The organism is Brevibacillus choshinensis, from assembly GCF_001420695.1.
GTDB classification, from domain to species: domain Bacteria; phylum Bacillota; class Bacilli; order Brevibacillales; family Brevibacillaceae; genus Brevibacillus; species Brevibacillus choshinensis.
Genome location: NZ_LJJB01000007.1, coordinates 368675 through 393306, shown reverse-complemented (window position 1 = coordinate 393306; position 24632 = coordinate 368675). Strand labels below are relative to the sequence as shown.

Here is a 24632-nt window from a genome sequence, read left to right as displayed (position 1 = left end):
AAAAATTATTTCCGCCAATCACCGATTGCTAGTGCGCCCATATATTGTAATTGTGAGTTTTTGGAGGAGGTGAAGCAATGGCCGTAATCAAAACAAACTCGAGTGACGTAGCTTTACTAGCTCGATTGCTTCGTGCTGAAGCGGAGGGAGAAGGCGAGCTGGGCATGCTGATGGTCGGCAATGTCGGCGTGAACCGCATTCTTTCCGACTGCCTAGACTTTAAAAACATCCGAAACATGAATGACATGGTGTTTCAATCTCCGGGCGGTTATGAATCGGTGCAAAAACCGTACTTTTATCAACGCGCCAGAGATCGTGAGAAACGTCTAGCCAAGCGCACGATCAATGGGGAACGGACACATCCGGCTTCAAACGCCTTATGGTTTTATCGACCAGTGGGCAACTGTCCGCCTACCTGGTGGGATCAACGGAATTCCGGACGTTATAAAGCGCACTGCTTCTTCGTTCCGACACCGGCAGATTGCCCACGCGTTTACAACTAGAGAAGGATAGATAAAGGAGCGAGTTCATCATGAGTCAACAAATGCCTTACCCTCAGTATCCTCAACAACAATACGGATACGACATGTATCAATCGCCTCAAATGCCATATGGCTTTCCACAGCAGCAACAGCCTCAAATGGTACCTATGCAGCCCAGCGGTTCTCCGATTCCTGGGATTCCTTACACACCCGGTCAAATCGTCGAGGAGTCTTACATCGAAAATATTTTGCGTCTGAATCGCGGCAAAGTCATCACGGTGTATCAAACATTCGAAAACAACAGCCAATGGAATGCAAAGATTTTCCGCGGAGTACTGGAAACTGCCGGTCGCGATCATATCATCCTGAGTGATCCCCAAACCGGCAAACGCTACCTGTTGCTCATGGTCAACACAGACTACATCACAGCGGATGAAGAGTTGAACTATATTCCACCGTCTCTTCCTCCAGGTATTCGGTAAATTGATTCGAAAAGACAGACTTCCCGTCATCTTTGCTACAGGAAGTCTGTCTTTTTGTGTTCTGCTATAATGGTAAGAATCAAAGGACGAACCAAGACCGATAAGGATGAACGCCCGTGGCATTTGGAATTACCCGAGAAGAATTGAACCAATGGAAGCAAGCCGTGACGAGGGGGGAAATCGCCTACCTGACTCATTATTGGCTCGACCCACGCTTTCCCGATTCAAAAACAGTCACGAAGGTAGGCTGTTCGAATCGCACTATTCTAGTGAATTGGTGTGTGGCGAACGGATTGAATCCAGCGTACATCCATGAGCGCCCTCCCTTTCCTCACTTCGACCTGATCGGTTCCAAACAAAAGGAAATCTTGATGAAGGAAGGCTTGTGGGCACAGCTGGAGCGTTTTCACTTGCTGGACTGATGAACCAAGACGCCGAAAAAGCTGCCATTATGGCAGCTCTTATAGCTTTTTCATCTCGTTGTAGCCTTTGTCACCATAAGGCTGAAGCTTGTCGAGCCACTTGTCTTCCAGTTTTTCCAAGGCATCTGCGGCATCGAAGTAAGGCTCGTTCTTTTTCTCCAGTACCTCCAGTACTTCGAACACAAAGGCTCCTTCTCCGTACTGATCCCATTCTTTTTGCAAGGCCTTACTCGTATGGGACCCATGCTTAAGCATAAACTGTTTCCCGTTCATCGTCTTCAGGTTCGTCGTACTATCGATCCAGACTTTTCCATTTTGTGTATTTCGGATCTGATAGACGCCCGCTTCTGTCTTCACTTCTTTATACATTTGCTTGAGCTCTTGTTTTCGATTCATTTGCTTCTCCTGCTCCTCTCCGTTGTTTTTTACCCAATACTGGCTACCATCCGGGTTGCGACCCAAAAAGGAATAATCAATCAAGTACCTTCGAACGGTAACGTAATCTTCTTCATAAGTCCCTTCCAAAATGGCGTTCACTTCTTTTTCACTGTAAACCTGTGCAGGGTCAAATCGTTTGGCGATCTCCTCGAGTACCACCAAGCGATGCTTGTGCTTGCGTGGGATTGTATTCAATGCGCCAAGCGTACCTTCGGGAAAATATTTTTTTGTGATTTCGGCATACTCTGTAGGTGATACGGTCAATTCGGCATCTCGCTTTTTGCCGGACGCAGAAGGGGCAGGGGAAGCATGCGCGGCCTTTTTGCCCGTACCTTTCATGAGCTCCATCATCACAAGAAATACCTTGGCTTGGCGCTCTTTTTCCTTTAACGCAAAACGATGGTTGCGGATCGTAGACGCGCTCCCAATGCCCAGTTCCTTTTGCACATCCTGATCACTCATGCCTTGGTAAAAAAGGCGCATGAGGCTATTTTGATGATCGGACAAGCCTGTAATTCGTTTATCCAACTGACTCAGATGCTCAAATACAGATCCATGGTCAGCCTCAATATGGTGACGCATATATTTCGCAGCCTCATAGAGAAGTCCATCGACAGGGTAAATGATCCCTTTTTCAACCGTCTCACCACAGAGCAAACACAAATAATCATGCTCTTGTTCCGAATATCCCAGCCTCAATTCTTCAAAAGAAGCATTCCAAAACTGATCGGCAAGCGACATCCATAAACACTACTTTCTTTTGTTTGATTTATAATAGACAATTTATCATTTAGTTTATTATATGTCAAACGAAAAAGCTCCTCGTTGGCTCATAGGCACAACATAGGAGCTTTTCGTCTAGTTCGGGCTGGACTGCAGGCTGAGGTCAGACTGTTGCATCAAAAATTCGCGTCTACCGCCTTTCCAAAAGCGACTGTCCCTCACTTCTTTTTGATTGCGATAGCGGATGGCCAGCCGGTTCACCAGCCTGTTGATCTCGAGATGCTGAGATTCTTCCATCGTGAATCGGACTGCATATTCATAAAACTCTTCTTCCCAGAGTGTCGTTCGAACGATGTGACCGTACATCGTAATCGGCTCCGCACACAGCTCAGAATCGAACTGAAGAACGAGCTGGTCGTTTGCAGGCATTTTCAAATGGGACAGAAAACGGAGTCCTCCCGCCCCTAAATCCTCTACCAATACCTTCGTGCTTCCTATTTCCATGGCCTTGCCCTTGATGAGGACGATCGTCATGTCTGCACAGAGGGGATACTCCAGCTTCAAACGATAGTACTCTCGTTGATGCACCCCTGTACCGCTTGTCATATCGCTCACCTCTTCTCTGGAAATAGTTGCACTGGACTGTCACACCTTGACTGGCAACAGAAAGAGCGCCTGATATCGGCGCCTTCTTCCTTTTACTTTTTCTTCTTTGGATAACGTATGTCCTGCAAGTTCACATCATATTGTTCCCAAAGCTGACGCTGGTCGTGCGTGATCGAATCGCGACGGTCTAGACGGAAGAGGAGTTTGACTACAAACCAGACCACGAGTAAAAAACCAAAAAAGATGACGAGCGTTAAATAAATCACCCACTTACCCCCCTCCCATTTTGTACCATGATATGGGAGGCAAGAAGTAAAGATACCTACTTGTGTCAAAATCGTGACAATTTCACATTTTAGAAAGGCGTCGTGCTCCTCGGCTTTTCTCTTGCTGCAAAAAGCCTGTCCAAAAGCGGAATCGCTTTTTCATCACTTACCTCAGCTAGTCCATACAGATGCAATTTGCGCAAGCCGACCGCCCCCATCACGAGGGAAGAAAAGTCAGAAATATCCATCCCGAGCTCAACATCGGCTGTTCCTTCCTCGATGACATGAGGGAGTCCCTCCCGAAAATCAATCAGCCAGCTTCCCTCGTTCTCCGGAAGAAATGTATCGCGTATGTTCAAACGCAGCAGACAGCTCTCCTTGCCAAAACGACGCTGGGACAGCTGGTGGAAAAATCCGGTTACATCAATCACACGATACATCAGGCCGACACCAGACACGTGACTCTCGTGATAAACACTTGGCAGTATCCTATCCGTACCGTTTCCGGGGTCAGACAGCAGGACATGAAAATCCTCATCCGCTGTCGTCAGGACGATTCGATTGATCTGATCCGATTGACTTTGCAAAAAGGACAGCAGCTGCGCCATCGCTTCATACGTCTCGTACAAAAATTCTTTAACTACGATGTCATTTTGCAAGCGGTTCTCGTCGTGGCAGCGTTGGAACTGAAACACTAAATAGCCATTTATTTTCCCCTCTTTTTTATATCCGACAACGACCTGTTCCGGTTGTTCCAGAAAGCTCTTCAGCTCCCGCTCTGTCTTTTTGATCATTCCGTGCGTTTGTCGGACAATGCGATGATAGCAAGCCAGAATCTGCTCCCTGTCTGCCTCTCCCAAGTAGAAGACCTGATCCTTGGACGTATAGGGCAGACTGGCAGGCTTTATCCGGTATTGATTGATCTTGGTCCCTACCCCAAAACCCATCTTCTTGTAAAAATCAACACGAAATGGGTAGAGCGATACCAGACTGACCCCACGTTCACGGTAGGTCGTGAGAAATCCTCGCAGCATGGCCTTCGCCACTTTTTCCTTCTTATGCAACAAATCAACTGCGACAGTCCCGATACCGCCTGTCAGCAGCGGAACTCCATGTACATTCATCGGTAGATCGTGCCACTTCATGACTCCTACCAGACGTTGTTCCCGAAACAACCCATGGAAGCTGGCATTTTGGTCGTTATCCAGCGTGTCTCGTACTCGTTCGGTAAAACGTTTCTGGTTTTCGGGTGCAAGGAGATTGCTTCCTGGGTAAGCCATCGCAGTAATTCTGACAACCTCATTGATATCCTCAAGTGAAATCGGCCGAATTTCCTCCATCGTCCACTGCACTCCTTCTGTCGCGATTTGTATTTCCCCATTTTCTTACAGGAAAATAGTACCCAACATTCTGGGGATTAGGCAATCATATTTTTGAATTTTTTGGAAAAATGTACTTTTTTGAACACATAATTAGAAAAACCCGGGAACTTCGCCCGCGTCCTTTGGTTTGGTGGTCAATCAAACTGTGGTGGAGGAGAGGAAAAAGGAGAAAACGCTCCAGCTTCTTGGGTCCCCTGCTGGGGGTCATCCCTGTACATCTCCATAGATAAAGCGAAACCGCGTCCAAAGCAGCCGATTCACGGGTGAATCTCAGAGGTGTACGCTTAAGACCGTGTTTCTCTTTTCCCATTCCGCTTCGGCGGGTGCCCCAAAGATCTTCGCTTATTTCTCCTTTTTCCTCGGCCAGCCTTGAATCTTCCACTTGCCTTTCCCCGGAAATTCTTTGAGAACAACCTTACATGGGACAATGCCTACGAAGAACGAAAGCTTGTTTCACCAACTCCCTTAGAAGCGCAAGCGATTGGGAGAATAAGTATTTCCCCCCATGAATCTCGTAAAAACCAGGTAGCTAGAAACCACAAAAGCTCGCAGGAGAAGCAGGTTTCCAGGCGGAGCGACTTCGGAACCCAGCTTAGCGGAGCAACGAATTCACGGGATCAAGAAGCGGTACCTCTGTGTTCCCCGCGAAGCGACTACTACTTTACCGCTTCCCCGTGAATCGTTGCGGAGCGGACAGTCTTACCTTCTTCGCAGGGTGTAGACCGGAGCGGAGATCGGAAACCTGCTTCTCCCCGCCTCAGCTATGTTGATATCCCCATCTTTTTTATTTTCCTATTGATAAATAAAGAGCTTGTAATCCCTCAAAATTTTTACTTTCCGATATTATGAAAAAGACGCCGGCCAAATCACCGACGTCTTTTCTTATTTCCCTTTCATTTCAACAGTCCCACGTTGCGCTTTTGCGATCATCAGAGCGAGAACAAAGCTGCATGCAGCGACCACTAATGTCCCCGTGAAAACGACGTGTACTCCTGACGCTAAAATGTCGCGGATGTGTATCAGCTGCTCGACGGGCATCCCACCACTCTCAAACGAGGAGCCGAGATTTTTTTGACCGCTCGCTACCGTCACCATGTTGAAGAACATACCGAATACAGCTGCCCCAAAGGTCTGGCTAAACGTAGCGGTGAAGGTATTCAACGCGACTGCTGTCCCGCGCTTGTCTACTGGAACGGACGCTTGAATCTTGACCATGACGATCGGACTGATGAGCCCCATCCCCAAGCCGATCAAGCCGACCGCCACATAAATGAAGAAGCCTGGTGAATGAGCCGATAGGAAAAATAGAAGTATCGATGCGATCGTCAGTACAGCCGTGCCACCAGTAATCAATTGTTCCACGCGCAGTCGTCCTAGCAAATTGCCTGAAATGACCGAACCGAATGTCCAGCAAACGGGCATGGGCGTGAGGACGAAACCAGCCATGGTCGCGCTCTCTCCCAGTACCCCCTGACTCCAGATCGGCAAGTAGACCACCAGACTGATCACGATCGCATTGATGAGCAGAGTCAGCACGTTGATCAGTGTGACGTTGCGGTTCGTAAACAAGGAGAGAGGGATCAAAGGCTCAGGTGACTTTCTCTCTACTGACACGAAGATCACATATGTCATCAAGCTAAATACAATCAAGGAAATAATCGTCGGGCTCAACCACGACTGATTTTGGCTACCTGTCAAGAGGGCGTACAGCAGAGCAATCGTCCCGATACTGAAGATGAGCGCCCCTGGATAATCAATATGACGCTTGGCCTTGACGCCGAGCTTCTCCTTGTAAAAGAGAACGAGCATGAAAAAGGACAAGAAACCAAAAGGCAAGTTCAAGAAGAAAATGTAACGCCAAGAGATGGTATCAACCAAGAATCCGCCTACCAATGGACCTGCTACACCGGACAGACCCCATACCGCACTAATCCATCCCTGTGCCTTTGCACGTGAGGACTGGTCATTGTACAAGTCCCCGATAATGGTCATCGTAATCGGCATGACAGAACCTGCTCCCAAGCCCTGTATCGCACGATAAATAATCATCTGCTCCATGGACATCGCGAGTCCACATAGTGTAGAACCTACCAGAAAAATACCGATTCCGAACATGAGAACGTTTTTTCTACCAAACAAATCGGCCAGCTTTCCGTAAATCGGCGCAGAAACTGCCGTTGCCAGCATGTAAATGGCATACACCCAGCTGACCTGTTCAAATCCTGACAACTCACTCGTAATCCGAGGCACTGCCGTACTCACAATCGTCCCTTCCATCGCTGCCAGGAACGTCGCCAGCATCAACGCCACCATGATTTTTGCCCTCATTGAAATCTCCTCTCTATCTACCCATGCATCTCTATCTAAAAAAGCATTGTAACAGTATAGCACAGTTCCCCCAAGACTTGCCGAGGTCGCCTGTAAATAAAAATACCCGCCTGACATGCAGCAGGCAAGGTATTATTCCCCAACATATTCCGTTTTATATGGCATTTCCAAGCACGCGTATGGCGGTAAATACCTGCTGATAGTAATGGCTCTCGTGCGGCACAAACGCCGTTTGATCTACTTGCAGAACGACGTCTTGCCTCGTCCCATCCGGCTCGGACAAAAATCCTGCCACTTCGAGCTTGTCCCCGCTTCCCGCAAACAGTAGCTCCAGTTCGTCCAGATCAACCCAAACCAGACCCGTGACTTCTTCCGGTTGCAGAACATAGTCGTGCAGAGGCTGGTCAAATGGATAGGCAAACACATGGCATAGCTCCTTGTCGATAATGCCTGGAGCGGTCCCCACATCCTTGATCACCCCGATGCGATGGAGCTCATCAAAGGAAACAGTAAGCCCCAGTTCCTCCTCCAGCTCTCGTACCCCGTCCTCTGGCTCCTCAGAGGCTACCAGGTGCCCCGCTGACGTAATGTCCAAGAGATCCGGAAACGTATCCTTTTCGGGATGTCGTTTTTGAAACAGCAGCTGAATCTTGCCTTCAAGCACCCGATAAATCCAGCAATGAAAGGTCTGATGCCAGTGTCCAAGGCGGTGTACCTCTGATCTCGCTGCGACTCCGATATGCGCCCCTGTTTCGTCGAAGATATCCAGCTGTTCTTCCTTCATTCGATTCCACCTCTTCGTGAATGACGTTCTAATAATACCTTACCAATGATCACGAGTGTTGACTACAGCAATGTATGATAGCCGTCTATGAAGACCTTGCCCGCGAAATAGAGAAAAAGCAGGGCAGAAACAAACGAAAAACCACGAACGAGTCTGTTTCCTAACCATTTGCCCCCTTGGCTCGACACCCCTGCCATAAACAGTGACCAGGTGATGGAGGCCACAAAGAAGCCACCGAAAAACAGGAGAAGATCTGCTGTCGAATCTGCATTGGATGAAGCGATGACACTTCCGCCAATCGTCGCGAACCAAAGAATTGCGGACGGGGAAGCTAACGCCAGACCGAGTCCTGAGGAAAAGTCCTTCCAGCTCCGTCTGCGATCGATCTGTCGCTCTTCCGATTCTTGCAGGTCAATCTCCTTTGGTCTGCGGAACTCTTTGATCATGTTCCAGGTCATGTACAGCAAGATGACCGTTCCACCCAGCCAGAGCACCCAGCGGACGATGCGATTTTCAAGGAGCAAAGAAATGCCTAACATGGAAAGTAAGGCGTAGATCAAGTCACCAAAGCTGGAGCCGACCCCGATCAAAAAGGACGGAAGCAAGCCTCTCGCCACACCGGTACGAATAATGGCGACGTTCACGATACCCAGATCCAGACAAAGTGAAAGCGAAAGAAAAAAGCCGGAAAGAAACCAGCTCACACAAATCCCCCTCCCAAAAGAGCTATATGTCAGAAAATATAACATATTTCTAACATTTCATCGAGGGTTTTAGCGACGATTTCTTTCCTTTCGAATCAGGTTCCACCCAAATTCGCTCTAATATCAATACAATCAGCACTCCCACCAAAAGACCATTGCCCGCGATGTATTGGACGATAGCAGGCGCCGCTGCAAACGTATCCGCTGGCAAGAATAGAAGCGATGTCCCCACGAGGAGTGTCACCCCTAAAATCGTCAGTCTCCGCTCAGTCATGGCCTCCCGCATAATGGCCCTCACTCCCAGGCCTACCATGGGGACAAATGCGGCCAGCTCGACAGCATAGGCAACAGGTGCGGGCAGCATCGTCAGCACACCAATGACGGCTGGCATGAAGGAAAGACACGCCATGATCAGCCCACCTATCAAGAAAGGAGCGATTCTGCGATGCCCTGTCATCCGAACATAACCAGCACTTCCCCCTAGCGGAACGATGCCTACCGTAGAAAAGGAAGCAGAAAGCAAATGCGTCACCCCACTTACTGCGGTGCTTCGAAACACATGCTTCGGGTCCTCCTCTGCCTGCTTTTCGAGAACCTGATCCATCGATTCAGTCGCAGCCATGGTGCTAGAGAGCAGCATCAAGATAAGAGGGAAAACCGCTATGGCCATTCCAAGATCCAAGTGTGGCGCTCCCCAGACAAATACTTCCGGAAGTCGAAACCAAGTGAGATTCGCAACACTCATTGGTCGCAGCCCCAGACAGGAGAAAACGAGCCAACCGACTGCGATCCCGATCAGGACGGCATAGCTTTTCCACCATCCTTTTCCCCATACAGACAAACCAAAGACAAATAGAAAAACGCCTATCGCAATGAGTCCAGGTAAAGCATGCGTACTCGTCAAGGGGCCATGCCCCGCCCCCAGCATTCCTTTCAAAAACACGCCTCCCAATTGAATGGAGAGCAAGAGCATAAAGGAGCCAGTCACCAGGGGTGTAAACCAGCCCGCAAATCGATGTGCCACTCTGCTGATGAGCAGCAGGACAATTCCTGCTAGCATCATGCTACCCGTAAGCAATGACAAAGTGTTTGCAGGATCACCACCACTCCGTAGCGCCATATCTCCGAGAATGACAAATACGCTCAGCCAAATGCCAGCAGGCCCATCAATAATCGGCCGGCGATGTCCGAACACTCCTTGCAGGACAGTCGTTGCTCCTGCCACGAGGAACGTTCGCTGCATCAGTCCTTCTACCTCGGGAGCAGGCAAATGGTACAGCCCTCCGATCACGATGGGGATAGGAATCGAATAGACGAGCAAATAAACAAACCATTGCAAGGCTCCCAGCGATTCATGCCAGCCTGGGGATTGTATTCTCATGATGAGGGGTTCCTCCCAACAGAATCGGGGGATAGCGCGATACGCCATCCCCTTTTTCTCTATTGAATCGTTACCTTATCCAGCATCAGGTATCCTACTGGACTCAACCAGAAGCCACGAACATCTTTTGCTGTCACCGATACATGATCGATCGTACGGATCGGAATGACCGGCGCTTCTTTCAGCTCGATTTCTTGCAGCTTGGCGTAAATTTCATTGCGCTTCTGTGGATCTTTTTCACGGCGTCCGTCTTCAATCAACTTGTCCACTTCTGGATTGTTGTAGAATGCGAGGTTGCCGGCACTACCTTTGGAAGAACTATGGAACACGTTGTACTGGTTGTAGTCACCATCTCCCGTGGCATTGCCCCAACCGCCGATGAACATATCGTGCTCACCTTTGTCGGTGAATTCGAGATAAGCTCCGTACTCCATCACTTTAATTTCCACATCGATGCCAATCCCCTTCAGCTGGGATTGAATCACCTCTGCTACGTTCATCCGCTCTTTGCGGTCATCTGTCACGATTGTCGTTTTAAAGCCGTTTGCGTAGCCTGCTTCGGCGAGGAGCTTTTTCGCTTCATTGACATCATAGGAGTAGTCCTGCAGATTCGGATTGTAACCGATCACTTTGGAGGACATAGCGGATACCGCTTCGTTCCCTACGTTGTTATACACGCCTTTGACGATCGCTTCCTTTTCAATGGCATGCGCGATAGCCTGACGAACGCGAATGTCATCAAAAGGTTTTTTCGTTACGTTGAAACCAATGTATTCGACTCCCAAGCCTTCCGCGCGAACCATGGTCATGTTCGGTGATGTTTGGGCGCGTTCTACTTCAGTCACAGGCAACTGATCTCCGATATGAGCCTCGCCTGCTTCGATCATGGCGATACGAGTTGTGTCTTCTGGTACGACCTTGTAAACGACTTTATCTACCTTTGGTTTTTCACCCCAGTAGCTGTCATTATTCACGAGCGTCATTTCTTGACCTGGCGTCCAAGATTCAAACTTGAACGGTCCCGTCCCCACTGGCTGCTTGGAAAGCGTGTCAGAATGCTCGCTAATCGCTTTTGGACTGAGAATGCTGCCCTCAGAGCTCGCCAAGATGGAGAGCAATGGAGCAAATGGATAATCCAAAATAAATTGCACGGTCTGATCGTCAACTGCTTTGATCTCCTTGATCATGGAGAAATTGGATGCGCGTGGCGAAGCGACCTTTGGATCCTTTGCCCGTTCAAACGTCTTTTTCACGGCTTCCGCGTTGAAAGGAGCTCCGTCATGGAAGGTTACGCCGGTTCTCAACTTGAACTCCCACGTCAGATCGTCCACTTGCTTCCACTCCGTCGCAAGTGTAGGCTTGTACTCGGAATTTTTATCTCGTGAAATCAAGCTTTCATATACTTTGCCATAGATGTAGTTTGCGGATGGAATATTGGTAATGAAGTGAGGATCGAGATTGTTCGCGTCTGCTTTGCGAGCCACGATCAGCGTTCCTCCTGCCTTCGGACTTTCCGCTGGTGCCGAGTTTCCTGAACCTGTTTGCTCTTGTCCTGCACCGCAACCTGTCAATACTGCTCCGACGGTTAGCGTCAAGGCGAGCAAGGATCCAAACAAGCGTGCTTTCTTCATCTGAATGTCCCCCTGTAAGATGCTGTCGAAATTTCTGCAATGTTTGCTTAACTGCATTATACGGCAAGGGGTCAAACTAGCCTTTCAGCATCTTTACATCTATTTATAATATTTTTACTTTTGTTTAACTTCACACATTATGATTCCTTTTGCCAAACGAGGCTGCCTTGAAACATGACAGCAGCTTTCGTAGATTGTCGAGCGATGGCTTCTGCTGAACAACTCGCGTCAACAAATACAGCATCTGCCCTATCACCGACTCGAGGCCAAACGCGATTGCCTTTATCGTCCAAAGGAGTCACTCCGCCCGTGATGAAGCTCAGCGCCCGGGACAGCCTCCCTTCATCCGTCCAGCGGAAACGTTCCGCGAGTCGATTCGCTTTTTGCAGCATGTCCCCCGTACCGAATGAATCCCAGTGATCGGTAATGTTGTCGTTACCAAGAGATACACGGACTCCTTTTGCCTGTAAGAGCGGAACAGGTATGGTGGGCATGTCGATCGGAACCGCCGATATGACGGAAATTCGCAAATGAGCGAGTAGCTCAGCGATTTCTGCCGCGATAAGCTCTGGGACTTCTCCCAATCCATAAGCGTGACTGATGGTTACACGTCCCTGCCAGCCGGCTTCCTCGGTCAAGGCAGCCAATCGCTTCATAATGAATACCCCCAGGTGTCCCGGCTCATGCAGGTGCAGATCGATATCCGCATTTGCTTCTACCGCTAAATCCATGACCGTATGTAGCGACTTTTCAATATCTTCATCAAATGTAGCAGGATCCACCCCACCTACCAAGTTTGCCCCATTTTGCAGAGCTTCTCGCATCAAACCTACCGACTGACTCCGCAGTAGTCCATGCTGGGGGAAGGCCACCATTTCCCAGGAAAGTTTCCCCCTGTAAGTCTCCAGAGCTCGAAGGGTAGCCTCCATGTTTTTCAACCCGATGACCGGGTCAATATTGCAGTGGGTACGAACATGCGTAGCACCGTTTGATTGCAACAAGTGCAACAGCTTTTCTGCCCGCTCTTGTACCACCGGGAGCTGTTTGGGCAACAGCTCCTGCTCCTGTTCAATACGGAAAAATCGATTGGGAGCAGGGATACACGCCTGCCACGGTCCGCCATAAAACGTTTTATCCAAATGAATATGCATTTCCCGAAAGGAAGGCAGCATGAGAAGTCCGCAGGCATCCCAGCTCTGCACTCCTTCTGGAAGCGATTCTGATGCAGGGACGATCTTCTCGACGCGCTCCCCTTTCACTTGCACATGAAACCGCTCCGTTTGAGTACGGTCTACCCTCCCTTCCTTCCATTCAAAGCCGCATTCCAACATGGCATTGGCAATCCAGAAGCTTTCGTTTCGATCCGTCATTCATTTCTCTCCCTATCACTCAATCGTAATATCATTGATCATCATATACCCTGATGGACTGATCCAAAATCCTTTTACGTTTTTCCCTACCGCTGCGACGTTCTCCAAATTGCGGATCGGAACCATCGGCGCTTCGCTTGATTCAATTTCTAGCGCACGTGCATAAATGTCTTTTCGTTTTTCCGGATCTTGTTCCCTGCGTCCTTCTTCAATCAATTGGTCCACGGTGGCATTTACATAAAACGTCGTATTTCCACCTTTGCCAAGAGAGCTGGAGTGGAACAGATTGTATTGGTTGTAGTCGCCGTCTCCTGTGGCATTTCCCCAACCGCTGATGAACATATCCGTCTCTCCATTATCTTCCGCATCCAGATAGGCTCCGTATTCGAGAACTTTCACTTGCACATCGATGCCGATTCCTTTTAATTGCGACTGGATGACCTCCGCCATATTGATCCGCTCTTTGCGATCGCCCGTCCAAATGGTCGTCTTGAAGCCGTTCGGGTAACCTGCTTCTTTTAGCAATGCCTTCGCTACATTGGGATCGAAAGCGTACCCCTGCAGCTTTTTGCTGTAGCCAAGTACTTTTGGGCTCATCGCGGAATTGGCCTTGGTTCCTACCTGATTGAATACTCCCTGGATGATCGCATCGGTCTCAATCGCATAGCTGATCGCCTGCCGTACACGCACATCATCAAACGGCTTTTTCTTCGTATTGAAACCGACGAATTCCGTTCCCAAACCTTCACTGCGGTACAAATCGATCTGCGCGGAGCTTTTTACCCGATCGATTTCCGTGACTGGCAAAGGCTCTGCGATGTGAGCTTCTCCTGTCTCCACCATGGCGATTCTTGTCGTATCTTCTGGAACGACCTTGAAGACGGCCTTATCCACCTTTGCTTTTTGTCCCCAGTAGTTATCATTTTTCACGAGAACGATTTCCTGACCCGGAGTCCATGACTCGAGGACAAACGGCCCCGTGCCTACGGGATGCTTGCTCAAGTCTTTGCCATATTGTTCGATGGCTTTCGGACTAATGATGCTTCCCTCGTGATTCGCCAGAATCGAAAGCAGCGGCGAGTACGGATAGTCCAGCTTGAATTGGACGGTGTAGTCATCGATGACCTTCACTTCTTTAATCATTTTAAACTGAGTAGCCCGTGGAGAACCCACTTTTTCATCAAGCACACGACCGATGGTTGCCTTTACTGCTTGTGCATTAAATGGTGTTCCATCATGGAATTTGACATCCTGACGCAGCTTGAATTCCCACGTCACGTTATCTAGCTGCTTCCACTCGGTTGCCAGCATTGGTTTGAATTCCATGCTTTCATTCCGCTGGATCAGCCCTTCGTAAACTTTATGCTGGACCACACTCGCCGCATTGATGGCGGAAATAAAATGCGGATCCAAGTTGTTGGCATCAGACTGACGAGCGATGATCAATGTCTTTGGCGCAGATTGCGCTTCATTTCCGGCTGGCTTGCTGGCTGTCTCTTGCTCTTTCCCAGTCGAACACCCTGTCACCAATAGTCCTGCCGTAAGCACACTTGTAAAAACCCATTTCCACGCTTTGTTTTTGCACATGCTTCAACGCCCCCATCGATCATCTAATTTCTATACGTATTCTTTATAGACCAACAGCATAGCTCGACCCCGACAGGCATCTCGCTATGCTGCTCAACTGACTCGTTATTATGGAAGAGTTACGTCGTCAACCTCGATGTGACCAGCTGGGCTGATCCAAACGCCCTCTACACCCTTTTGAATAGCTGCGAGATTCTCAGAGAAACGGTAAGGAATCAGCGCGACGTCATTCATTTCGATTTGCTGTGCTTGCTCATAAATCTGCTTGCGCTTGTCCGTATCTTTTTCCTTGCGACCGTCTTCGATCAGCTTGTCCACTTCTGGATTGCTGTAGAAGGAGTGGTTTCCTGGTGCACCCTGCGATTTAGTGTGGAACAGGTTGTACTGATTGTAATCCGCGTCTCCAGTGGCATTTCCCCAACCGCTGATGAACAGATCCGTTTCACCTTTGGATGCTGCGTCGATGTATGCACCGAATTCCAGAACCTTCACTTGCAGATCGATACCGATTTGTTTCAGCTGTTGTTGAAGAACCTCTGCTACGTTAATGCGGGCTTTGTTGTCATTCAAGTAAATCGTTGCTTTAAAGCCATTTGCATAACCTGCATCGGTCAGCAATTGCTTCGCTTTTTCCAGATTGTAGTCCATACCTTTTACGTTTTCGCTGTATCCGACCATGGCCGGTGTGATGGAGGAGTGCGCTGGTTTACCTACGTCATTATATACACCTTTGATGATCGATTCTTTATCGACTGCATAGGCGATTGCCTGGCGGACGCGTGCGTCATCAAACGGCTTTTTCTTCGTGTTGATTCCGATGTGATCGCTAGAGAAGGAATCGAATCGTCCTAGAGTCATACTTCCGGAATTTGTCACGCGATCTACTTCGGTAACAGGTAATTGTTCGGCTACTTGTGCTTCGCCTGTTTCTACCATGGCAATGCGGGTCGTGTCCTCTGGAACGGTTTTAAAGACGACCTTGTCCAGCTTCGGCTGTCCACCCCAGTAGCTGTCGTTTTTCACGAGAACCACTTCTTGTCCAGGTGTCCACGATTCAAATTTATACGGACCGGTACCAGTCGGATGTTTGGTTAAATCTTTTCCGTACTGTTCGATTGCTTTTGGTGAAAGAATGACACCTTCTGCGCTTGCCAACACAGACAAGAGCGGCGCAAACGGGTATTGCAAAATAATTTGAACCGTCTGGTCATCCACGACCTTCACTTCTTTGATCGCTTCAAACAGATTGGCCCGGTTGGAACCGACTTTCGGGTCTTGTACGCGAGCGATTGTCTTCTTGACCGCCTCCGCATTGAACGGCGCGCCATCGTGGAACGTAACGCCTTGGCGCAGTTTGAATTCCCACGTCATATCGTCCAGCTGCTTCCATTCCGTAGCCAGAGATCCGATGTACTTGCTCTCCTTGTCCATCCGAACAAGTCCTTCGTACACCTTGTGATGAATAATGGCAGCGGAATTGATTTGGGTGAGGAAGTGCGGATCCAGATTGTTCGCATCGGACAACCGTGCGATAACCAATGTTCCACCCGTTTTGCCCGCAGCTGCGCCGGCTCCCGGCTGTGCGGATCCATTGGTGCCCTGACTAGCTTCCTGACCTGACGAACAACCAGCCAACGCTGCCGAAACGGCAACTGTCAGCGCGATCAGCGTCTGAAAAAAGCGCGTCTTTTTCATGTAGATGTCCCCCTCTTTCGCGCGTCCTTATTATGTTAATTATTTCATCATTCGCGCATGTCTCATTTTACCTACAATTCTGTCTATATTTTTTCACTCTCTTTACTTCTATTTTCACTTTCTTTACTGATTTTTAATGCTAACTATACACATCCATTTTTCCGATATATTCCATTGTTGAATAGGCACGTCTACGGAAGACATTTGAGCATCCTCCCAAGCGTTGGCTTCGCTACCTGAATAGCTCAAGTCGCTCATCAACAAATTTACGTATTGATGCCACAAAAAAAGGATAGAGGCGGTCAGAAATGATCTGATCCTCTATCCTTTTTCATTACTATTGAATCGTCACATCATTGATTTCCACATAACCGGACGGACTGATCGTCACGCCTTGCACGTTTTTCGCGATGGCGGCGAGATTTTCGCTGCTGCGGTAAGGGAGTAACGGGACTTCGTCCATCTCGATTTGCTGCGCCTGCTCGTAGATTTCTTTGCGTTTTTGCGGATCTTTTTCCTTTCGTCCTGCTTCGATCAGCGCATCGACCTTTGGATTTGAATAAAAAGAGTGGTTGCCTGGCACCCCGTGCGATGTGCTGTGGAATAGATTGTACTGATTGTAGTCGGCGTCACCCGTTGCATTTCCCCAGCCGCTGATAAACATCTGCGCTTGACCTTTACCCGCCAGGTCCAGATACGCCCCGAATTCCATCACCTGGATTTGTAAGTCGATCCCGATGCCTTTCAACTGTGATTGCAGAACCTCCGCTACGTTGATGCGAGCCTTGTTGTCATTTAGGTATACCGTTGCCTTGAAGCCATTCGCATAACCCGCTTCTGCGAGCAACTGTTTCGCTTTGTTCAGGTCGTATTCCGGTGTTTTCAGATTGGGGCTATATCCGATCACTTTTGGTCCCAGTGTGGAGATCGCGACTTTCCCGACATTGTTATACACGCCTTTGATAATGGCTTCCTTGTCGATGGCATGGGCAATGGCTTGACGGACCCGCACGTCATCAAAAGGCTTCATCGTGACATTCATCCCGATGTGATCGACCGCAAAGGATTCATAGCGCCCCAGAGTCATGCTCGAGGAATTTTTTACGCGCTCAATTTCCGTCACTGGCAATTGTTCAGCGATATGCGCTTCACCAGTCTCGACCATCGCCACGCGCGTGGTGTCCTCTGGTACTGTTTTAAAGACAACTTTGTCTATTTTGGGCTTGGTTCCCCAATATTTTTCGTTCTTCACCAAAACGATTTCTTGTCCCGGCGTCCACGATTCAAAGACGAATGGTCCCGTTCCGACTGGATGTTTGTTCAAATCTTTTCCATATTGCTCCATCGCTTTAGGACTGATGATTCCACCCTCTGCGCTCGCCAATACGGACAACAAACCAGCAAACGGATAGTGCAGGATGATTTGCACTTTATGCGAATCCACTACCTTTACTTCTTTAATCATGCCAAACATATTCGCCTTCGGTGTCGGCGCTTTTTTGTCCAAAATGCGGGCAATCGTCTTTTTCACTGCTTCTCCATCAAAGGGAGTACCGTCATGGAAAGTCACACCGTCACGCAGGACAAACTCCCATGTGAGGTCGTCGAGCTGCTTCCATTCACTTGCCAGGAGTGGCTTGTACTCGCTGTTTTGATCCAGCATCACGAGTCCCTCGTACAACTTGTGTTGAACGACTGCCATGGAATTGATTTGAGTACTGAAGTGAGGATCGAGATTGTTTGCATCTGAAAGACGAGCGATGATCAATGTACCTCCGCCTGTTGCTGGCGCTGCTCCTGTCTGACTGCTCACTGTGGTGCTTGCATTGTTGGATGGACTGATTGGCTGTCCGGATGAACAACCTGCGAGAACCGTTGTGAACAGCACGGATAGGGCGAGAATGGATTGTAGCATGTGTTTTCTTTTCAAATGAATGCCCCCTCTTATTTCAGATGAAAACAAAAATGAATCATTCCGTAGTTCTAATTTTAATAATTTTCTAACTATTTTTCTTTCGACTATCTTTACCTTTCTTTTCAATATTTTTACCATTCCTATTTTTTGCGATCATAAACTTTTGATCGATAAGGAAAAGGGAGAAAAAATGCTCCAGGTTAGTAGGGTCACTTGCACGGAGGACATCCCTGCACGGCTCCATTTCAAAAGTGGAACGGCGTCCATTCAAGTTGGACGCTCAGGCGTGTTCCACTTTTTCTATTTCGCCTCGGCTGTGCCCCAAATACCTTCGCTTTTTTCTCCCTTTTCCTGGTCAGTTAATGATTTCGTCAGAGATTTGCAAGCCCGAATCACGAAGTTTATCCCACCTCACCCAAAGAAAAAAGGGACAGCCTTGTAGCTATCCCAAAATGATCCATGCAATACGCCAAAAAAGCACAGCCACCCTGATGAGAGGGCAACTGTGCCTGTTCCTTCGTTGATGCCATGCTACTTCGTTACTTCTACGGACCAGCCGAACTTGTCTTCCAGCAGTCCATATTGGATGCCAGTCATTTGATCGTACAGCTTAGTCGTCAATTCACCCGTTTGCTCGCCATTGATGATCATTTGGTGGCCGTTCCAGTTCATTTCGCCGATTGGGGAAATCACAGCAGCCGTACCCGTTCCGAACGCTTCTTCGAGCTCATCTTTGGTGTAGGCTTCATACAGTTCTTCCATAGAAATGCGTTTTTCAACGACGGTAACGCCCCAGTCTTTCAGCATATGGATCGTGGAGTCTCTGGTGATGCCTTCCAGGATGCTGCCATTCAATGCAGGCACCCACACTTCACCTTTCACTTTGAAGAAGACGTTCATGCTCCCGACTTCTTCCACGTATTTGTTCTCGATACCATCCAGCCACAGGACTTGCTCGTAGCCTTTTTCCTTTGCTTCTTCCTGTGCTTTCAGGCTACCCGCGTAGTTTCCGGCTACTTTTGCGTTACCTGTTCCGCCTCGTACGGCACGAACGTAATTGTTTTCCACATAAATTTTTACCGGCTTCATCCCTCCAGAGTAGTAAGCGCCTACTGGGGAAAGCAGAATGATGAATTTGTACGTATGCGAAGCGCGGACGCCAAAGCAAGGCTCGGTCGCGATCACAAACGGACGAATATATAAGGAAGTTCCACTATCTGTTGGAATCCACTCTTTTTCAGTGGCAACTAGCTGCTTCAGAGCTTCGATCATGAATGCCTCGTCAATCAAAGGCATGCTGAGACGGCTCAGGGAACGATTCATTCTTTTGAAATTTTGATCTGGTCGGAACAACCACGCTTTATCTTCATGGTTGCGGTAAGCCTTCAAGCCTTCGAATACAGCTTGGCCATAGTGGAACACCATTGCAGCTGGATCGAGTGTGAGCGGGGAATACGGTACGATTTGCGGATCGTGCCAGCCTTTTCCTTCTGTGTAGTCCATTGTGAACATGTGGTCGGTGAAATGCACGCCGAAACCGAGTTTGTCACTAGCAGGCTTTTCTTTTTTCTGTTCTGTCAGGGTAACCGTTAACTGACACTCCATCTTCTACATCTCCCTTGAATTTAAATCCTACACTTCTAGTACTACATAATTATTATTAAAATATCAACTATTTTGAACGATTTCTAGCGTAAGTTTATTCCGAAAATAATTATTTTGGTAAAAAACACACTTTCAGGCTTGTTCTACATCCAATCTTCATAAACCTTCATACTTTTTTCAGAGCTACTACAGAAATGTCGTTTATAACTGGTTATGAAGATGATCTCCCTTGGGGAAAGGGAAAGATGGAGGATGAATACCATGAAAAAAACCTGTCGTTTTCTCACACTCACAGCTGTAATGGCTGTTACTGCTTCTTTGGCTGTTCCAGCATTTGCGGCTAGCGAGCCAGGCGAAACTGAAGGCACTTCTAGCTTCTTCAGCACATTTGTTGGGGAAAATCACGCTATCACAAATCCAGTAACAGAAGAAGTCGCACCTGTTCCATCAACTACAGATGGTACTACTGCTACAACTACACCTGCAGTTGACACAGCTGACGTTCCTTTCTCGCTCGGCGGTGGCTGGATGAACTTCCCAGTACAAAGCGACAACGACAACAAAAGCTAAGTAGTCGCCTAACAGAAAAGGTGCTCCGCATTACTGGAGCGCCTTTTTTTTACTGTGAAGGCATTTACTCCTTATATTCCTGAGAAGCGTAACTATTTATAATAATAGTGAATAAGGAGGTCTTTTTCGATGACTAGCCCTACCATTTTAATTGCAGATGATGATCCAGATATCGTGCGCTTGCTGGCGGAAAGCTTCCAGGATGAAGGCTTCCTCACAGTCGAAGCGCAAAATGGCAAAGAAGCGTTGGAAAAAGCACTTGACCCCACTCTCTCCTTAATATTGCTCGACATCATGATGCCGGAGATGGATGGTTTGGATGTGTGCCGAAAAATACGTAATTCCGTCAACATTCCCATTTTATTTCTCAGTGCGAAGGATCGGGAATTGGATCGGGTCATCGGGTTGGAAGTGGGTGCTGACGATTATATCCTGAAGCCGTTCAGCATCTCCGAGTTGATCGCCCGCGTACGTGCGCATTTGCGCCGGGAAAATCGATACATATCCGCTACCAAATCGATTCATAGTGGGACTTTGACCATCAATAAAGATACCTTTGAAGTGTTTCATCACGACAAACGGGTGGAGCTTTCCACAAAGGAATTTCAAATCCTTTTGTACATGGCGGAAAATGCAAATCGTGTATTAAGTCGGGAACAGATTTACAATGCGATCTGGGGAGAGACCGAATTTGGGGATATCAATACGGTAACGGTGCATATCAAAAATTTGCGGTCCAAGCTAGAGCATGACAAGCACTACATCAAGACCGTCTGGGGTATCGGTTATAAATTCGTCGGTGACATGCAGTGAAACATCATATTCAGGTAAAGATGCTCATCGCCCATTGCATCGTTCTTTTATTAAGCCTCTTGATCCTCGGAATTTATTATTGGAAATTTGAAATCGCGGACTTTGCAACGGAATGGGAAAACCTGCGTCATCAGTTTCAGCAACAGGACCGTCATTTTATCAATGAAATCAACGAGCGTCGCGGAAAGATAGACGAGACACGTGCGTTTTTGTACAGCTACGCGCAGGATCAATCCATGCGCATCAGTATGTATGATCGAGCGACTGGGAAGTCCTTTACGGCAGATTCCTTGTCGCACAACGTGTTTTCCGTCACGCTGCAAGATGATCAATACACCGATGAAAAGCATCAATATGTATTTACGTTTACCCACCCTGTCACGTGGGAAATGCTACGACCGCTCCAGGTATCCAGCCACATCCTGGGCGTATCCGTTTTGCTCTTTTGCCTGTCTACCATTTTCCTGGCGATCTACAGCAGAAAACTGGCAATGCTGCCACTCGTGACGTTTTATCAAAAGCACAGCGAGCTCTTCCAGACAGACATGCATCGCTATTCGAATGAGATGCAGTGGGAGAAGATTTACACTTCGTTGATTCAGGCGAATGAAACCTTGTCCTTGGAAAAGCGAAAGCAATCCGCAGCGATGGCAGCGATCTCACACGACCTCAAGACACCGCTGACCTCGATCAAAGGATACATCGAACGCCTCATGAAAGGCCGCGTTCATTCAGAGGAAAGACGACAGGAATACTATCAAATCATTTATCGCAAAGCGACTGAAATTGAAAAGCTGACCCAGGACCTTTCGGAGTACGTCCAGAACGACAACCATCCACTACTGGTTCGAAAAAAAGTATCTCTCGTCACTTTTACAAGATCGATCGCGTCTGAGTATGAAGAGGAGCTACCTACTTTTTCTGCGGAAATCAGCTATATTTGCTCCATCGAGGGGAATCCCTTTTTATTCGTGGATGAACAGCGAATTCGTCGGGTTTTTGCCAACATCATTCACAATTCCCTGAATCATGCCCACACGCAAAGCTACGTTCGCATTTCCTTTCGGGTCTACACGGAAAATCGGAAAGCGGTTTTCGAGCTGGAGGATAACGGGCCAGGAGTGCCTGCGGAGGAGTTGCAAAAAATATTCGAGCCGTTTTATCGGGTGGACAAAGCCAGATCCAAGGTAAAGAACGGCAGCGGACTTGGACTTGCGATCTGCAAAGGAATGATCGAAAAGCAAGATGGCCACATCCATGCCTATCTTCCAGCTAAAGGAGGACTCGGCATTAAGATTGTCCTTCCCATCCAGGAAGTGGAGTAAAAGATGCCCAGTCCACGCAACTTATCTGTTGCACAGACTGGGCCATTTATCGTACCGGAAGGATCCTACTCGATGACGATCACCACTTTGCCGCGCCCGTGTCCAGACTCGAGCTCACGATGCGCATCGCTTGCCAAACGAAGTGGGAATGTTTCCCGAATGAGCACCTGAAGCAAGCCACGGTCATACAGATCCACTAGGGCTTGCAGGCGGGTAGCAGAGCGCTGACTGCGAATCACTCGCACACCAAGCTGCTGGGCCAGATCAAACTCCACGATCGTTCCAATCCGATCTCTTTGTTTGACCAGCTCCACCGAAGCCGCTAAAGCCTCTCCCCCTATGGCGTCCAATGCCGCGTCTACACCATTTGGCGCCACCTCTCTCACCCGATCAACCAATCCTTTCCCGTAGCTGACAGGGATGACTCCGAGAGAGCGCAGGTACTCATAGTTACTCTCACTAGAAGTACCGATAACGGTCGCGCCACATGCACGGGCAATTTGTACAGCAAATGTACCTACACCGCCAGCAGCCGCATGAACCAGCAGCGTTTCACCCTCGTTCACCCCCAGCACTTCCAGAGCCGTATGTGCGGTCTGTCCCGAAGCAGATAGTGTCGCCGCTTCCTCCCAAGGCATCCGCTGCGGTTTTCTGACCAACTGATCCTGCGGCACCACGACATACTCAGCCTGGCATCCCAGCACACGAAAGCCGATGACCTCGTCTCCGACGGAATAACCGGTTACCTCCTCCCCCACTTGATCCACGATACCTGCGAACTCGTTGCCCAAAATCTGTGGAAAATGGACCTTTCCTCCCGGTGGAGTCCAACCACTCCGCACGGACAAATCAAAGGGCTGAACTCCAGCTGCCTTCACCCGAACCCTCACTTGATCGGCATTTGCTTGGGGCGTATCTACCTCGATCAATCGCAAGACCTCTGGACCCCCAAAAGCCAAGATCCCCGCTGCTTTCATGAAAATCATCCTCTCCTCAACCACATTTATCTTCCACGTGGAAACTGCCGCGATCTTGTTGTCAGCTTGCAGGATTTATTCTACAATCATCCTTACATAAACAGAAATATATCTTTCCTTATCTCTTCATACACTCGGGTATATGAGAAGGGGTGTAACGAGTGGAACTACTGCAACTGCAATACTTTTGCAAGGTTGCCAAGCTGGAACACATGACTAAGGCTGCTCAAGAGCTTCACATTGCACAACCCGCACTTAGCAAGACCATTTCTCGTCTAGAAGAACATGTGGGCGTCCCGTTGTTTGATCGGAATGGACGACAGATTCAGCTCAATGCTTTTGGGAAGGCGTTTCTGAAAAAAGTAGAGGCGGCTCTCAGCTTACTGGAAGAAGGTCAGCGGGAGCTCATCGATCTGGCAGGAATGGAGCGTGGACGCGTCATGGTCGCAACGACGACGCACAAATGCTTCTCAGAAATGATCGGTTCATTTATGTCCTTGCATCCCGACGTCCAGATGCGCATTACCCAGGCGTCATCCGAGGAAAAAGAGCAGCAGCTCCAAAAGGGCGAAATCGATTTTTCCATCACCTTTCCTCCACTGGAGCTAGACGGAATAGACGGAGTGAACATCCTCACAGAAGAAATCATGCTCGCCGTTCCTCCCACCCATCACTTGGCCAGCCGGGACTCGATCAATTTGGCGGAGGTTGCTCACGAGCCATTCATTTGCATCAAAGAAGGCAATCCATTTCGTGCGATGACGGACGCATTCTGCCAGCAGGCTGGTTTTGCACCGAACATTGTTTGTGAAGTAGATGAGCATTCCGCAATCAGTCATTTTCTGCATGCAGGGATTGGGATCGCCTTTTTACCGGAGACGCTCGGGGACAAAGTGAACTCCTTGCGCTTGATACGCTTGGAACGGCCATTTTGCCAACGCACGTATCAGCTCGCCTGGCGAAAGGACCGTTACCTCTCCGTGGCTTCGCGTACATTCCGCGATTACGTCATCAGCTATTGTGCGGGTCTCCAGAAGCATAGCACTGTCGCTACCTCTGAAGAAAAGTGAACAAACTTCTATCGAGACTGGTTCCTTTCCGCAAAAAAGTCAGCCTGCGCACTTCTACAGGCTGACTTTCATCATG

The 24632-nt window shown here is 48.6% G+C and carries 22 protein-coding genes; 7 read left to right on the top strand and 15 right to left on the bottom strand.

The genetic code is table 11. The annotated features are described in order from the left end of the window. The first annotated feature begins 77 nt into the window (after positions 1-77). The 3 genes from AN963_RS01900 to AN963_RS01890 all read left to right on the top strand — a co-directional run bounded on the left by AN963_RS01900 (position 78) and on the right by AN963_RS01890 (position 1386). A complete protein-coding gene (locus AN963_RS01900; RefSeq protein ID WP_055742871.1) occupies positions 78-503 on the top strand; it encodes a cell wall hydrolase in 426 nt (141 codons plus the stop codon). 29 nt (positions 504-532) lie between these two features. Continuing rightward, positions 533-964 carry a spore coat protein GerQ gene (gene gerQ, locus AN963_RS01895; RefSeq protein ID WP_055742870.1) on the top strand — a complete coding sequence of 144 codons (432 nt, stop codon included), beginning with the start codon at positions 533-535 and terminating at the stop codon, positions 962-964. A gap of 116 nt (positions 965-1080) precedes the next feature. Then, on the top strand, positions 1081-1386 hold the full coding sequence (locus AN963_RS01890; RefSeq protein ID WP_055742869.1) for a hypothetical protein: 306 nt from the start codon (positions 1081-1083) through the stop codon (positions 1384-1386). 39 nt (positions 1387-1425) lie between these two features. Here the strand turns inward: AN963_RS01890 and AN963_RS01885 are convergent, their stop codons facing one another. The 14 genes from AN963_RS01885 to AN963_RS01815 all read right to left on the bottom strand — a co-directional run bounded on the left by AN963_RS01885 (position 1426) and on the right by AN963_RS01815 (position 19801). Next, a complete protein-coding gene (locus AN963_RS01885; protein ID WP_055742868.1) occupies positions 1426-2565 on the bottom strand; it encodes a DUF2087 domain-containing protein in 1140 nt (379 codons plus the stop codon). 117 nt (positions 2566-2682) lie between these two features. Then, a complete protein-coding gene (locus AN963_RS01880) occupies positions 2683-3153 on the bottom strand; it encodes a PilZ domain-containing protein (protein WP_055742867.1) in 471 nt (156 codons plus the stop codon). A 92-nt stretch (positions 3154-3245) separates the two neighbouring features. Continuing rightward, a complete protein-coding gene (locus AN963_RS31370; RefSeq protein WP_169791899.1) occupies positions 3246-3419 on the bottom strand; it encodes a hypothetical protein in 174 nt (57 codons plus the stop codon). Between the two features lie 89 nt (positions 3420-3508). Continuing rightward, entirely contained in the window at positions 3509-4759 is a 1251-nt protein-coding gene (locus AN963_RS01875) for a GNAT family N-acetyltransferase (protein ID WP_055742866.1), read from the bottom strand. A gap of 924 nt (positions 4760-5683) precedes the next feature. Beyond that, the gene (locus AN963_RS01865) at positions 5684-7129 is read right to left on the bottom strand and encodes an MDR family MFS transporter (RefSeq protein ID WP_055742864.1); all 1446 of its coding nucleotides are present in this window, start codon (positions 7127-7129) and stop codon (positions 5684-5686) included. Between the two features lie 154 nt (positions 7130-7283). Beyond that, positions 7284-7913: an NUDIX hydrolase gene (locus AN963_RS01860; protein WP_055742863.1), complete on the bottom strand. Its 630-nt coding sequence runs from the start codon at positions 7911-7913 to the stop codon at positions 7284-7286. A 62-nt stretch (positions 7914-7975) separates the two neighbouring features. Next, a complete protein-coding gene (locus AN963_RS01855) occupies positions 7976-8617 on the bottom strand; it encodes a LysE family translocator (protein ID WP_236707855.1) in 642 nt (213 codons plus the stop codon). Between the two features lie 49 nt (positions 8618-8666). Beyond that, positions 8667-9998, bottom strand: coding sequence for a purine/pyrimidine permease (locus AN963_RS01850; RefSeq protein ID WP_055742861.1), 1332 nt, complete (start codon positions 9996-9998; stop codon positions 8667-8669). Positions 9999-10057: 59 nt separating this feature from the next. Next, positions 10058-11629 carry a glutathione ABC transporter substrate-binding protein gene (locus tag AN963_RS01845; RefSeq protein WP_055742860.1) on the bottom strand — a complete coding sequence of 524 codons (1572 nt, stop codon included), beginning with the start codon at positions 11627-11629 and terminating at the stop codon, positions 10058-10060. Positions 11630-11766: 137 nt separating this feature from the next. After that, positions 11767-12999 (bottom strand): amidohydrolase family protein, encoded by a 1233-nt coding sequence (locus AN963_RS01840; RefSeq protein ID WP_055742859.1) that lies wholly within the window; start codon positions 12997-12999, stop codon positions 11767-11769. A gap of 15 nt (positions 13000-13014) precedes the next feature. Beyond that, a complete protein-coding gene (locus AN963_RS01835; RefSeq protein ID WP_055742858.1) occupies positions 13015-14586 on the bottom strand; it encodes a glutathione ABC transporter substrate-binding protein in 1572 nt (523 codons plus the stop codon). Positions 14587-14694: 108 nt separating this feature from the next. Continuing rightward, positions 14695-16281: a glutathione ABC transporter substrate-binding protein gene (locus AN963_RS01830; protein WP_055742857.1), complete on the bottom strand. Its 1587-nt coding sequence runs from the start codon at positions 16279-16281 to the stop codon at positions 14695-14697. A 337-nt stretch (positions 16282-16618) separates the two neighbouring features. Next, the gene (locus AN963_RS01825; RefSeq protein WP_055742856.1) at positions 16619-18211 is read right to left on the bottom strand and encodes a glutathione ABC transporter substrate-binding protein; all 1593 of its coding nucleotides are present in this window, start codon (positions 18209-18211) and stop codon (positions 16619-16621) included. Positions 18212-18727: 516 nt separating this feature from the next. Next, a complete protein-coding gene (locus AN963_RS01815) occupies positions 18728-19801 on the bottom strand; it encodes a branched-chain amino acid aminotransferase (protein WP_055742854.1) in 1074 nt (357 codons plus the stop codon). A gap of 261 nt (positions 19802-20062) precedes the next feature. On the opposite strand from AN963_RS01815, the gene AN963_RS01810 reads away from it, so the two are divergent. From AN963_RS01810 to AN963_RS01800, 3 genes are all read left to right on the top strand, one after another. After that, positions 20063-20371, top strand: a complete 309-nt coding sequence (locus AN963_RS01810; RefSeq protein WP_055742853.1) for a hypothetical protein — start codon at positions 20063-20065, stop codon at positions 20369-20371. A gap of 129 nt (positions 20372-20500) precedes the next feature. Beyond that, positions 20501-21184, top strand: a complete 684-nt coding sequence (locus AN963_RS01805; RefSeq protein ID WP_055742852.1) for a response regulator transcription factor — start codon at positions 20501-20503, stop codon at positions 21182-21184. Beyond that, positions 21181-22509 (top strand): sensor histidine kinase, encoded by a 1329-nt coding sequence (locus tag AN963_RS01800; RefSeq protein WP_055742851.1) that lies wholly within the window; start codon positions 21181-21183, stop codon positions 22507-22509. Before AN963_RS01805 ends, AN963_RS01800 begins: the two co-directional genes overlap by 4 nt. A gap of 65 nt (positions 22510-22574) precedes the next feature. Here the strand turns inward: AN963_RS01800 and AN963_RS01795 are convergent, their stop codons facing one another. Continuing rightward, positions 22575-23486 carry an NADP-dependent oxidoreductase gene (locus AN963_RS01795; RefSeq protein WP_055742850.1) on the bottom strand — a complete coding sequence of 304 codons (912 nt, stop codon included), beginning with the start codon at positions 23484-23486 and terminating at the stop codon, positions 22575-22577. A gap of 161 nt (positions 23487-23647) precedes the next feature. Between AN963_RS01795 and AN963_RS01790 the strand changes: the two genes are divergently transcribed. Then, positions 23648-24556, top strand: a complete 909-nt coding sequence (locus AN963_RS01790; RefSeq protein WP_055742849.1) for a LysR family transcriptional regulator — start codon at positions 23648-23650, stop codon at positions 24554-24556. The last annotated feature ends 76 nt before the right edge of the window (positions 24557-24632 follow it).

Excerpts from the sequence above, each read along its gene's own strand:
- AN963_RS01860 (WP_055742863.1), bottom strand. The coding sequence starts at position 7,913 with ATGAAGGAAGAACAGCTGGATATCTTCGACGAAACAGGGGCGCATATC.
- AN963_RS01815 (WP_055742854.1), bottom strand. The coding sequence starts at position 19,801 with ATGGAGTGTCAGTTAACGGTTACCCTGACAGAACAGAAAAAAGAAAAG.
- AN963_RS01835 (WP_055742858.1), bottom strand. The coding sequence starts at position 14,586 with ATGTGCAAAAACAAAGCGTGGAAATGGGTTTTTACAAGTGTGCTTACG.
- AN963_RS01805 (WP_055742852.1), top strand. The coding sequence starts at position 20,501 with ATGACTAGCCCTACCATTTTAATTGCAGATGATGATCCAGATATCGTG.
- AN963_RS01900 (WP_055742871.1), top strand. The coding sequence starts at position 78 with ATGGCCGTAATCAAAACAAACTCGAGTGACGTAGCTTTACTAGCTCGA.
- AN963_RS01830 (WP_055742857.1), bottom strand. The coding sequence starts at position 16,281 with ATGAAAAAGACGCGCTTTTTTCAGACGCTGATCGCGCTGACAGTTGCC.
- AN963_RS01875 (WP_055742866.1), bottom strand. The coding sequence starts at position 4,759 with ATGGAGGAAATTCGGCCGATTTCACTTGAGGATATCAATGAGGTTGTC.
- AN963_RS01810 (WP_055742853.1), top strand. The coding sequence starts at position 20,063 with ATGAAAAAAACCTGTCGTTTTCTCACACTCACAGCTGTAATGGCTGTT.
- AN963_RS01840 (WP_055742859.1), bottom strand. The coding sequence starts at position 12,999 with ATGACGGATCGAAACGAAAGCTTCTGGATTGCCAATGCCATGTTGGAA.
- AN963_RS01795 (WP_055742850.1), bottom strand. The coding sequence starts at position 23,486 with ATGAAAGCAGCGGGGATCTTGGCTTTTGGGGGTCCAGAGGTCTTGCGA.
- AN963_RS01885 (WP_055742868.1), bottom strand. The coding sequence starts at position 2,565 with ATGTCGCTTGCCGATCAGTTTTGGAATGCTTCTTTTGAAGAATTGAGG.
- gerQ (WP_055742870.1), top strand. The coding sequence starts at position 533 with ATGAGTCAACAAATGCCTTACCCTCAGTATCCTCAACAACAATACGGA.
- AN963_RS01880 (WP_055742867.1), bottom strand. The coding sequence starts at position 3,153 with ATGACAAGCGGTACAGGGGTGCATCAACGAGAGTACTATCGTTTGAAG.
- AN963_RS01850 (WP_055742861.1), bottom strand. The coding sequence starts at position 9,998 with ATGAGAATACAATCCCCAGGCTGGCATGAATCGCTGGGAGCCTTGCAA.
- AN963_RS01865 (WP_055742864.1), bottom strand. The coding sequence starts at position 7,129 with ATGAGGGCAAAAATCATGGTGGCGTTGATGCTGGCGACGTTCCTGGCA.
- AN963_RS01845 (WP_055742860.1), bottom strand. The coding sequence starts at position 11,629 with ATGAAGAAAGCACGCTTGTTTGGATCCTTGCTCGCCTTGACGCTAACC.